The following is an 11,726-nucleotide window of genomic DNA, read 5'->3' as shown; positions in this document are numbered from 1 at the left end:
AATAAACCTGCCTGCCGTTGTTATTTTTTACTGATCTGAATTCCTTCTTCTGTTTTACTAACTACATAGTCGGGTAAGGCATCCAACGATTGTATAAATACTTCGAGGTTATCATTTTGCATGATACCTGAGATCGTTGAAGAGGCTACAGCTTCATCGGTCAGCGTAACTTTGATTCCAAATAATTCCGAAACCATAGAAGCTACCTCTTTCATAGGAGTGTTTTCGAATATAAATTTATGATCGGTCCATGCCAGTACCGGTGCACTGTTTATGTCTTTCTTTTGAATACCTGTGTTACTAACTTCAACGTAATCGCCTGGCTTCATATATATTTCTCTGCCCTTGCTTTGTATAGTTACGCTTCCTTCCTTTAAATATACATTGCTCTTATTATCACGGTTGATTACATTAAACTGTGTACCGGTAACAACTATATCAAAATTGTTTGAGTGTACAATAAAACGGTTTCTTTTAGCTGTTTTTTTCACATGAAAAAAGGCTTCTCCGTTTAACCATACTTCACGATCCGTTCCTTCTTTCCAGTTCTTGTAGTTAATGGTAGTATTAGCGTTAAGCATCACCTGCGATCCATCGGGTAGAACATTATTGCGTGTTTCGCCATAGGCGGTTTGAATAGCGAGTTTTCCGGATGTGCGGTTTAATTGCCAAATTCCTAATGAAGATAATAAAATTATTGCAGCCGCAGCCATCCATTTTATGTTTTTCGACCATATCGAAACTACCCTCCCCCCGGCTCTTTGATTTGCAGGGATAGTAGCGGTCATCATCTTATACTCGGCAATTTTTAAGCGTTGCAGATCAACAGATTGTTCCTTTATTTTGATGGCGTTCAACAACTGAACAGCCTCGTCTGCGATTTTCTTTTGTGAAGGGTTAATTGCTAAGCGATTATCCCATTTTTCAATAGCTACGGTATCTATTTTAAAATACCATCCTAAAAAGCTCTCGTCGCTTAATAGTTCTTCAACAGAATTGTACAATACATCCATAACGTAGGTTTAATGTAGGTGTTTCTCTCTAAATTTAGTACTGCAAAATCAATTTTTGTAATCATATTTTTTGGCATTTTTAGTTTTTCATATAAAACATATGCTAAATTCACATCTGTTAAGGATACGGACCAACTAAACTAACTTAGCTTATAACACATTGATATCCAACCAATCAGATATTGCGTTGTGGGAGGCCTATCAGAAGGGTGATCATGATTCATTTGCTTTGCTCTTTCGCCGCTACTACGAACCACTGGTTCAGTATGGTAGTAAACTAACCAGCAATAACGATTTAATGGAAGATTGCATCCAGGAATTATTCACCGAATTATGGCAGAACAAGAGTCAAACGCAGGTACAATCTGTTAAAGCATATTTGTTTAAGTCGCTCAAATACAAGATGTACCGCGCCCACCAGCGAAAAACGCCCACGTCTTTTAATGAAAATTTCACCGATGTGCTGTTTGAATTAAGCCACGAAAACCTGCTTGTTGGTAAAGAACAGGATGCCGAAAAAACCAAAAGAGTTTTGCAGGCCCTTGATCAGTTGTCGAACCGTCAAAAGGAAATTATTTACCTTAAATTTTACCAGGAGCTGAGTTATGAAGAAGTGAGTGAGATTATGAATATCAATTATCAGGCAGCCCGCAACCTGTTATATCAATCTATCAAATCGCTTAAAAAATTGCTTACCAGTATCGCGCTTCTTTTTTGTTTACTGATTTAAGTAAGGTGAAGATTTATTCAACAAGGGAATTGTCCAAAATCAATTACTGCGATGCCCTTATGTTCTTCTTGTAAGTTTTTCTTTCAGTACACCCCATATGCTTCTTCTTTCGTAGGTTCTTTTGTACCAGTCGATGTCGTTCTGATAATGTTCAATATCGTTCAGTAATTTATTAATAAGCTGGCGATGGCCTTCGGTGCTTTGCGAGCTGTACTGCAGCTGTTGTTGTAAATCGTTTATAACAGTTGTTTTATTATTTATTTCTTTCTGCAATCGCCCGATTTCATTTCGCTGCTCCTGAATGGTTTGCTTTTTACTTTCTATCTCTTCTTTTAGATAGTGGCATATCTGTTCAAGCCTTTCATTAATTTGTTTATACTGCAAATCGGTTAATGTGTGACCGTTTGCTGCCTGTTTTGCATGTTCACTACGTTCTTTCAAAGCACCCGGAGTACCATTCATAGTAATTTGTTTAATACTTTTTTAAATTAAGCTTTTGTTCGCTGATATAAATTACGGTATAACGAACAGGTATCGCTTACATTAAATTCCTTATGGCATAACGACATGGAATATTCGCCCATCACATTCAACATATCAGGATTATTATAATATTGAAATATCTTTACTACGGCTTCCTGTGCATTTTGAAACAGGTCGCCGTTCAATCCCTTTTTTACAATATCCCTGTTGCCAATACAATCTTTTAATAAAACAGTTTTTTTCAGGGCCAATGCTTCCAATACCGAAAACGACAAGCCTTCAAATTGCGACGTTGACAAATACAAATTCGAGGTGGTGATCAATTTCAGGGCTTCGGGCGGTGTAAGCCAGCCGGTAATTTTAATATTGGGTGATGTTAACCGGTGTCGTTCTTCCCCATCGCCCACCCACACAAATTCAAACTGTTCAAAATCCTTAAAGCAGGCAGCAATGGTATTAAAAAGCGCCGGATTCTTTTGAGGCACGATCCGGGCGCAGGTTAATATACGAAACTTCGACGACTTAGCCGGAATAACAGCCTGGGCTGCAGAAGTTTTAACAGCAATTCCATTATTTATAGTAAGCGCTCTGATGCCCAGTTTGCGGTAAGCCTCCATTTCGGAACGCGAGCAACAAACCACCTTGCCCCCGAATGCCGAGCCAAGCTTTTCGAACAGCTTATAAAAAAGATTAATAGCTTTTATATTACTCAGCATAAACGGCGCCCCATTGGGTGTATAAATCACATTCGAAATATCAATAAGCCTGCAGGCCAGCCGGCCTAAAAAACCACTTTTCGATGAATGCAGATGAACTGCATCTACCATTTTCTGTTGTTTCAGGTTCTTTAATAACCTGCAAAGCTCAACCAGGGCGGCAGTGTCTTTAACAAGACTGATATTCCGTTGCGCCGATTGCCACCTGATAAACTGCACATTATCTGTTGGAAAGAACTGTTTTATTTCGGCCGAACTCATCACATATTCACGCTCGCCATGAATAATAATATGAAAATCGTCGTGCAGATTCTGTACTATAGACTGAACAAACGCCGCTATACCCGAAGCAAAAGGCTCCACAACATGTACTATTTTCATACACCTGATAATGAAAATCAATAAAATTCTGTACAGTATAATTTGTTCATTACGATCGCTTACATGAAAAAAAGAATCAATCAATTCGTTGCAGGTTAGCGGGCGGCAGGTAGAAATGGTGCAGGATTAACCTCCTGCCCTTTCTATTACGGATGCCTTCCACATAACCGTTGGGTGAATAAAAACATTTTTAAAGTGCCTTCCACCTGAAAATGCGTTTATTTACCACTGGTGCACTTATATCAATGGCTACTACAGACCCGCGTGTAAGGCTTTCACATTGCCCTGGTTGAAGGGGAAAGGGTAATGATGTAATGAAAACAGGAGGGGCATTTGCCTGATCCAATTACACAATAATTCAGCTACCTGCTATTTTTGTGCCTATTGTTCATAAATAATTCTTTAAAACACCGGCCTAAACAGCAAACCCTTAATAACACCTTTATAAATAATCAGTTATTAATTTAATAATCGATGAATTATTATTTTAAGCCTTTGTTCCGGCTACTTTTATCGTTGATTAAACACTACCTCTGTCTGGTCCCATCTGTTTAATAATGCTAATTTAATGCCGCGTAATACTTAAACAATACAACCTGTGATTGCACCCCGTTTCGACGCCCGGCTTATATATTTGTTTTTCATTGCCTTACATTATTCACCGGTAATGCATCATTAATTTCCGGCCAAGGCACAGCATTAACTTCATCTTTCAAAAAATGAAATGTCTGCAACAATTATCGAACAGTTATTGAAACACCGACAACATACTGTGATGAACAAAACGGGTTTTGATTCTTCTCATACAAAAAATGGTGATGCCCTACATATGATTATGCTTGTGAATTGCAGAACTTCGTTTATACACCATTGACATCAAAAACAATTTTTTCAACAATAAAGAAATTTGACTATTTTTTTAGTATTATTGTTTAACTAATCAAAACGGCCACGGCCAACTTCTCCTACGCACAAAATTACCCTTTAAACATACGGCTGTTTAACAACAGCAAATTATAGCTATGAAGATCTGCTGAAACCCAGATGGAAGGTGGTTTTTTAATCAACTCCGTACCAGGTTTATTCAAAAAATCCCAAACCATTTTTGTGAAACGGTTAAACCTGTTTTTCGTAGCACTGTTTTGCGGTAACGCATTGTTTGCCCAGTACCCCGATTTAAATACCTACTCAATGAGTGGCGTATCGGGTGTTTGGTTTAAAGCCAATAAAAAGCGTAACAAGGGAAAAGCAAAAACCGAAGTACCGCCATGGATCATTCCGGGCGGCTGGAAGTCGTATTTATTTGTTGACGGAAGCGATACATATATCTGGACTTCCCCTACCCCGCTTACGGTTAAACGAAGAATCAATTTCAAAAAAGAAGGAATAGGTCCTTACAATGCATCCATGAGCTATATCAATAGCCGTGATTATGATTCCACGCGGCTTATTAACAACTGGAAAAGAACTTACCATGCAGTTTACAGCGCCGCTTATTTTCAGCATCCGCAGGAAGGCGCCGTATCATTAGGTTTTTTACATGGCGAAAATAAGAACTACGTTGCCGGCGATATCAAAAGCTCAAAAACAAAACGATATCCGAACAGCATACAAAAAAATGTACCAATTAACCCGGCCGACCCATCATCATACTCCGGTGGCAGTCCCTACGGAGAAGGGTGGAAAGCATACAACGGTATTATCAGTGCTGCCTGGGTAGCGAATAATGCTTCCACAAACTGGGGACAACAGTTCTTTAAAAACGAACTGGGACCGATTGTATGGCCATCAACCGGTTACATAACCCGGTCGGGCATTAAATGCACCAGCGGCCTTCGGCACCCCTCTTCTATCGTATATAACAATTACGTATATGTATTTTATGTAGAAGGCGGCGCCTACGCCAACAACATTCCCGATGAAGAAGGATGCAGCGAAGGAATAAAAGTAGCAAGGGCTCCTTTGAGCAAAGCGCTCGATGCTCACAGCTACGAAGTATATTATAAATCGCGTGCGGGCGTTGAAACATGGATGCCTTCGTTACCAGATGGATTAACAAAAGAAAACATGCTCGATTATGTGGCTGTGAAAGGCGCCAAAGCCACCGATGTTATGGATGACCGCAAAGATGTGTTACAGGAAATAAGGTTCAGTGTTGCCAGAGCCGAAAATGCCGGTTATTTTATAGGAGTAGAAGAATACATCGATCACAGCGATAATCATAAAGTGAAGGTAGGCCTTCGTTTTTCGAATGACCTGATACACTGGACCGATCATCCTTATGTAATAAAAGAAGCTACTGACTGGACAGACATTCATGTAAACTACCCTATATTCCTGAGCAAAGACGGGTGGTCGAATACCAATATCGACATCAACGATTTTTATGTTATTGGCACCGATCCCGGCGTTAACAATATGGTAAACAAAATACATATTCAGGCGCCCGAGCAAAATGCCATAACGTTTGCCGCCCGGGTGAATATGCAGCAATTGCCAATGATGACCAGCCTATTGCCCAATCCCAATAACGGTTTGTTTAAACTCCTGTATACCATCGATAGCGCTTCACATGTTGAGATCAACATGTATAATTTATCGGGTCAGCAACTGCGTTCAATGAATGCCGAAAAAAAGCCAGGCAAATACAGCGAAGCATTCGACATCAGCGCCTACCCGCCCGGTGTATACCTGGTAGCCATCAAAGTGCGTGAACGGTTTACTATTTTTAAGGTGATGAAGGGGTGATACATTCTACCACGCCCTCCTCAAAAATCTTAACCAGTTACCATGCATGATGTTTTCAATAGCTGCGGGTGCATATCCGCGTTTGGAGAATAGATCAGGGATCTTTTGCAGATCGGCAATGGTTTCGAGGTCGTAGGGACATTGTTCCTTGCCAAAGGCGCCATCGAGGTCGGTGCCAATGCCAACATGAAGAGCGTTGCCCGCCAGCTGGCAGATATGGTCCATATGGTCGATTAATTTTTCAAGATTGCATTGTGTTGTTTCAGGTGTAGATACGCCCCTCTCCCAACCAGACACCATCATCCACGCATCGAGCGCACCACCAATGACTGCCCCTCTTTCAATCAGCACTTTTATCATGTCGTCGCTGAACTGGCGATTATGATCAACCAGTGTTCGGCAGTTATTATGACTGGCCCAAACCTGCCCGTTGAAAATTTTCATTGCATCCCAAAAAGCATCATCGCATAAATGAGTTGCATCGAGAATAATGTTCAGGCGTTCCATTTCTTTCAACAATGCTTTTCCCTGCGCATTCAGGTTGCCTGTTGCATCGGTACCATTGGCATAACGACCCGGCCCATAATGCGCAGGCCCCACTGCACGTAAGCCATAAGCATATGCCGTTTCAAGGTGTTGCACAGTAACCAGCGAATCGGCGCCTTCGAGACTCAATATATACCCAACCGGTTTGGTATCGTTAGGTTCGCCGTTCGTCCATAAGGCAATATGATTATCGAGGTCGATTTTATTTTTTATCATCACCATTTGCCCATCGGCTTCCATGGCTTTATACCAGGCCAGTTGCGCCTGTGTTTGCGCCCAGGCCTGTTCGGGCGAATGCCAGCCGGGTAGCGGGTTGCCGGGCCCTACATACCGGGCAATTTGCGTAGCCACCACCAAACCAACATTACCCTGCCTCAATTCGGGCAGGGCAACTGTTCCCTTTGCACGATCGGGCTTATCGGTTAATCCTTCTTCCGTTTTACGAATATGCATCACTGGTTGCCGCAGGTCGCGGTTCCACTCCATGGCATTCATGCTAAGATCAAGATGTGCATCTATAGTGAACATGCTGATATTTAATTGTAATGTTGATCGAAATCAGTGCGAAAGACGGATGACCGAAAGTCCGAAAGAAAAACGAATAAACAGCATACATCTTTCGGACTTTCGGCAAACTTTAGTACAATTCAAACATGGCGTCTATTTCAACCGGGATATTATCCGGTAAAGAACCAAAGCCAACAGCGCTGCGTACGCCTATACCATATTCTTCGCCCCATACTTCAGCAAACAATTCACTGCAGCCATTAATAACATAGGGATGGCGTTCAAATTCCGGCGTGCAATTAACCATGCCCAGTATTTTGATCACTCTTTTTATTTTATCAAGATGACCAATGTGAGTACGAATGGTTGAAAGCATTGTTAATCCAACCTGGCGTGCAGCCAGTTTGCCTTCTTCCATATCCAGCTCTTTTCCTATCCGGCCAATAATAAGCGTTTTATCGTCCCGCACCGGCCCATGCCCCGACAAATAAAGATACTTTCCATCGATCAGATAAGGTTTGTATACTCCCAACGGAAGGGGAGCAGGTGGTAAACTGAAACCCAACTTGTTGAATCTTTCTTCTGCATTCATGTGTTCTATTGTTTGATATTGTTATCGGGAATCGTGAATGGTCAATGGCCTCTGCTATATAATCATTCTTATTTTCTTTATTACATTCCCTCACCAGACCTTGTAACCTGAAACCTGTAACCTGAAACCAGCAACCGGTAACCATTTGCCTTCCTATATTAACCAATTCAGCAGCATCACACCCACCAATCCTGTTACAGCTACAATTGTTTCCATTACCGACCAGGTCTTTAAGGTATCTTTTATGCTCAGATTAAAATATTCTTTAAACATCCAGAAACCGGCATCGTTCACATGCGAAAACAATAAACTGCCGGCTCCAACAGATAATACCATCAGGTTGGGATTTACCGATGACTTTGCAAGCAATGGGGCAACAATGCCGGCAGTGGTTAATCCGGCAACAGTGGCCGAGCCTACGCATATACGTATGATACCGGCCATACACCAGGCAAGCACCAGCGGATGAACAGGCCATGTTTGTAATGCGCCTGCAATTTCCTTACTCACACCGGTGTCGGTTAAAACCTGCTTTAAAGCGCCCGAGCCGGCAATGATCAATAAAATCATGCCAACATCTTTTATTGCATCGGCATATATGGCCATTACCTGTTTCATCGACCTGCCACAGGCAACACCCAGCGTATAAGCAGCAATTAAAACCGAAACAAGCATAATAAATCCGGCCTCACCAACAAGGGTGAGAACCGGTTTGAACGATTGCCTGCCGATTAAAAAATAATTTAATATAGTGGTTGCCGTTAGCAAAAAAACGGGTAACAATGAAGTAACAAAACTGTTAGCGGTACCCGGCAGCTCGCCCTTTTGTACCGGCTTTGGCTTGAACATTTCAAGCGGTTCAGCCGAAATATTCTTAATCATTTTCGAGAACAACGGACCGGCGATAATAATTGCCGGTATGGCAATCATCAATCCGTACAGCAACGTAACACCCATATTGGCGTTAAACTGCATAACCAGCGCCGTAGGCGAAGGATGCGGCGGCAAAAATCCATGTGTAACCGATAACGCCGCCAGCATAGGTAAGCCGATATAAACAGCCGGCAGCTTATATTGGTATACTACCGAAAAAATTAACGGAACCATCAATACAAAACCTACTCCGTAAAACAGGGGTATGCCAATAATAAAGCCGGTGATCATTAAAGCCCATTGCAAATACTTTACGCCAAAGGCATTCATAAGTACTGAAGCAATTTTTTGCGCTGCACCGCTTTCTGCCACCAGTTTACCCAGCATGGCGCCCAGGCAAATAATGCTAACCAGCGAGCCCAGTGTATCGCCTATACCATGCTGAACCGACAACATGATTTTATCGGCCGGCAATTTTAATAACACACCCGCCAATACCGATACCAGCAAAAATGCCAGAAATGCATTCAGCTTACCCCACGTAATCAGCAGGATCAGTAAAACAATACATATTAACACTATTATTATCGACATGCCACTCTTTATAATTGTTGATTCTTGAGCCTTGTTCCTTGATTCTTGTGCCTTGTACCTTGTTCCTTGAGCCTTGTGCCTTATTCAACCACAACTTCATCAATCATCAGCAATGCATTTCCTCCTGCGCCATACTCCTTTGCCGGAATCACACCTTTATTTACACCGGTTACTTTTATATATCGCGCCTTCACCGGTTTAATGGAAGCCTGTACGGCATTTATACCATTTACCGGAAAAGCATCGTTCTTATATACTTCAGTAAAATGCTCGCCATCGGCCGATGCCAGCAATTTTATTTCAACCGGGGCCCACATGCGTTGCCAGTGATAGTTCAGTATATTCACTGCCAGCCGCTGAACGTTTTGCAAAGTTCCCATATCAATCACCGCTTCAAGATCATTTCCACTAAAACCCAGCCACTGGTTATCGTTATACCGGGTGCTGCCATACATGCCGTTTACAAGACCTGTTGCACCGGGATTAAACCGGTCGACCGGTTTATTTTTTAGCTGAACCGATGAACCAACAGCTTTATGTATACGAAAATACTGCTGAAACAATCTTCCGGTTGGTTGCTTTTTGTTATTAAACAGTAAAGCTTTCAATGTGCCGGTTTTTGTAATGGTTATTGGCCCGGTATACAAAGCACTGTTTAACGTGGGTGTACTGTTATCGATGGTATACCTGATCTGTGCATCGGGCACCGGACTTTGTAATGTTATTCGAACAGATTGTTTTAATATTTCAGTACCGGCACAGGTTATTTCGTCAAAATGATCAGACCAGGGAATACCGGCCTTTTGCAATAAACTTTTTTGCATTCGTATCCTTTGCAAAAAAGCATCATAATTGCGTACAGTGGCTGGCGACCAGGCCCGTTCGGCCAATGCCAGCGCCCTGGGAAAAATCATATAGGCTGCTTTGACGGCATCGGTATAGTACTCGCTCCATGCCTGCCCCTCAATGCCTGCGAGGTAATTTGATCTGGCGGCTGTATCTGTACTGCCAGCCATTGGTTCATAATCATATACTTTTTTCAATGGCGTATAGCCACCCGCTGCTAAAGGTTCATTAGCATACAGCGACTGGTAATAATCAAAATAACAATGGCTTTCGGGCGTCATAATTACGCGGTGTTGTTGTGCCACGGCTGCTTTACCTCCTTCTTCTCCGCGCCAGCTCATTACAGTAGCATTTGGCGCCAGTCCGCCTTCGAGTATCTCATCCCACCCGATAATATTCCGACCTTTGCTGTTTACATATTTTTCAATGCGCTGCACAAAATAGCTCTGCAGGGCATGTTCATCTTTTAAACCCAGGCTTTTTATTCGTTGCTGACATTTGGGGCAAACTTTCCACCGTGTTTTCGGGCACTCGTCGCCACCAATATGAATGTAAGGCGAAGGAAAAAGCGCCATTACTTCATCCAGCACATCCTGCAAAAAATTAAATGTGCTGTCGTTACCGGCACAATACACATCATCAAACACGCCCCAGAAAGTAGCGGTTTTGTAAGGGCCGCCCGTGCACCCCAATGAAGGATACGCCGCCAGCGCAGCCGTTGCATGACCCGGCATTTCAATTTCAGGAATGATGGTAATATGTCTGTCAGCGGCGTATTGCACCAGCTCTTTTATTTGTTGTTGTGTATAATAACCGCCGTACCGTTTGCCATCGAACCGGTGTGGCAATTCTTTTTTATGGCCTATCAGCGTTTCGTTACGAAAGGCTGCAATCGATTGCAATCGCGGATACTTTTTAATTTCAATACGCCACCCCTGGTCGTCGGTAAGGTGCCAGTGAAAAGTATTGAACTTGTATAAGGCCAGGCAATCGATGTATTTTTTAATGAACGAAACCGGAAACAGATGCCGGCTTACATCAAGCGACATGCCTCTGTAGCCAAAACGCGGGTAATCGCTGATAAAACAACCGGGCACTTTAATATTTTTTCCTTCAGAAGTCCACAATTGCCTTAATGTTTGTATACCATATAATACACCACTTACATCATGTGCCTTTATCTGAATACCTTTTTTTTCAACCGATAATTGATATTCTTCGTTATGCGGCATCAGAGAGTCTATATCGATGGTAATAAAATTCTCATCCGGTAAAGCGTTTGTAACGGTCAGTTGGGTGCCTGTTCGCTCCTTTATGTAATTATTTAATAGTAATGTTGATTGTCGGGTAGTACTATTGCCGGAAATAATTTTTGTAGAAGGCCTTATGTAAAACACATCATTCGTTGGTTTTATGTCAACAGGCCATGGAATGATCGCCGCCGGTGGGTTGTTGCCGGTCTGCGCTTCACCATGTGTAAAAGCCAGCCAACAGCATATTGAAAGCAAAATACCTTTGCTTAATATAATGCTGCACAAATTTGTTTTTAACTGATCCATAAAATTTCCACCAATGCCTTTTCTGCTCATGCGACAATTTCATTATATCGTTAGTTTAAAAAAGAGGGCATAGACATGCCCCCTTGTTACACTTAAAACCTACTTGTAATGTGTACGAGAACTGTTGTAAAATCGTAA

The 11,726-nt window shown here is 42.1% G+C and carries 9 protein-coding genes; 2 read left to right on the top strand and 7 right to left on the bottom strand.

Going from position 1 to position 11,726, the window contains the following annotated elements:
* Positions 1–20: 20 nt before the first annotated feature.
* Complete coding sequence (locus AC59IL_RS19870; RefSeq protein ID WP_496553936.1) at positions 21–1,013, bottom strand: FecR family protein; 993 nt, start codon at positions 1,011–1,013, stop codon at positions 21–23.
* 160 nt (positions 1,014–1,173) lie between these two features.
* Between AC59IL_RS19870 and AC59IL_RS19865 the strand changes: the two genes are divergently transcribed.
* Positions 1,174–1,743 carry an RNA polymerase sigma factor gene (locus AC59IL_RS19865; RefSeq protein ID WP_496553935.1) on the top strand — a complete coding sequence of 190 codons (570 nt, stop codon included), beginning with the start codon at positions 1,174–1,176 and terminating at the stop codon, positions 1,741–1,743.
* Positions 1,744–1,800: 57 nt separating this feature from the next.
* Here AC59IL_RS19865 and AC59IL_RS19860 read toward each other — a convergent pair whose 3' ends face one another.
* Positions 1,801–2,205: a hypothetical protein gene (locus tag AC59IL_RS19860; protein ID WP_496553934.1), complete on the bottom strand. Its 405-nt coding sequence runs from the start codon at positions 2,203–2,205 to the stop codon at positions 1,801–1,803.
* A 26-nt stretch (positions 2,206–2,231) separates the two neighbouring features.
* Positions 2,232–3,323, bottom strand: a complete 1,092-nt coding sequence (locus AC59IL_RS19855) for a glycosyltransferase (protein ID WP_496553933.1) — start codon at positions 3,321–3,323, stop codon at positions 2,232–2,234.
* A 1,107-nt stretch (positions 3,324–4,430) separates the two neighbouring features.
* Here AC59IL_RS19855 and AC59IL_RS19850 point away from each other — a divergent pair.
* Positions 4,431–6,071: a T9SS type A sorting domain-containing protein gene (locus tag AC59IL_RS19850; protein WP_496553932.1), complete on the top strand. Its 1,641-nt coding sequence runs from the start codon at positions 4,431–4,433 to the stop codon at positions 6,069–6,071.
* 6 nt (positions 6,072–6,077) lie between these two features.
* Here the strand turns inward: AC59IL_RS19850 and AC59IL_RS19845 are convergent, their stop codons facing one another.
* From AC59IL_RS19845 to AC59IL_RS19830, 4 genes are all read right to left on the bottom strand, one after another.
* On the bottom strand, positions 6,078–7,145 hold the full coding sequence (locus AC59IL_RS19845) for a dipeptidase (protein WP_496553931.1): 1,068 nt from the start codon (positions 7,143–7,145) through the stop codon (positions 6,078–6,080).
* A 109-nt stretch (positions 7,146–7,254) separates the two neighbouring features.
* On the bottom strand, positions 7,255–7,716 hold the full coding sequence (locus AC59IL_RS19840; RefSeq protein ID WP_496553930.1) for a RidA family protein: 462 nt from the start codon (positions 7,714–7,716) through the stop codon (positions 7,255–7,257).
* A gap of 153 nt (positions 7,717–7,869) precedes the next feature.
* Positions 7,870–9,183 carry a gluconate:H+ symporter gene (locus AC59IL_RS19835; protein ID WP_496553929.1) on the bottom strand — a complete coding sequence of 438 codons (1,314 nt, stop codon included), beginning with the start codon at positions 9,181–9,183 and terminating at the stop codon, positions 7,870–7,872.
* Positions 9,184–9,263: 80 nt separating this feature from the next.
* Positions 9,264–11,618, bottom strand: coding sequence for a glycoside hydrolase family 20 protein (locus AC59IL_RS19830; RefSeq protein WP_496553928.1), 2,355 nt, complete (start codon positions 11,616–11,618; stop codon positions 9,264–9,266).
* Positions 11,619–11,726: the final 108 nt, after the last annotated feature.

Source organism: Niastella sp. sgz303648, from assembly GCF_059587045.1.
The sequence above is the reverse complement of the archived record's forward strand: the minus strand, read 5'-3'. Positions and strand labels throughout refer to the sequence as shown.

What these genes read in the sequence shown, in the direction of transcription:
- AC59IL_RS19830 (WP_496553928.1), bottom strand. Translation starts at nt 11,618, where the DNA reads ATGAGCAGAAAAGGCATTGGTGGAAATTTTATGGATCAGTTAAAAACA.
- AC59IL_RS19870 (WP_496553936.1), bottom strand. Translation starts at nt 1,013, where the DNA reads ATGGATGTATTGTACAATTCTGTTGAAGAACTATTAAGCGACGAGAGC.
- AC59IL_RS19835 (WP_496553929.1), bottom strand. Translation starts at nt 9,183, where the DNA reads ATGTCGATAATAATAGTGTTAATATGTATTGTTTTACTGATCCTGCTG.
- AC59IL_RS19860 (WP_496553934.1), bottom strand. Translation starts at nt 2,205, where the DNA reads ATGAATGGTACTCCGGGTGCTTTGAAAGAACGTAGTGAACATGCAAAA.
- AC59IL_RS19845 (WP_496553931.1), bottom strand. Translation starts at nt 7,145, where the DNA reads ATGTTCACTATAGATGCACATCTTGATCTTAGCATGAATGCCATGGAG.
- AC59IL_RS19840 (WP_496553930.1), bottom strand. Translation starts at nt 7,716, where the DNA reads ATGAATGCAGAAGAAAGATTCAACAAGTTGGGTTTCAGTTTACCACCT.
- AC59IL_RS19855 (WP_496553933.1), bottom strand. Translation starts at nt 3,323, where the DNA reads ATGAAAATAGTACATGTTGTGGAGCCTTTTGCTTCGGGTATAGCGGCG.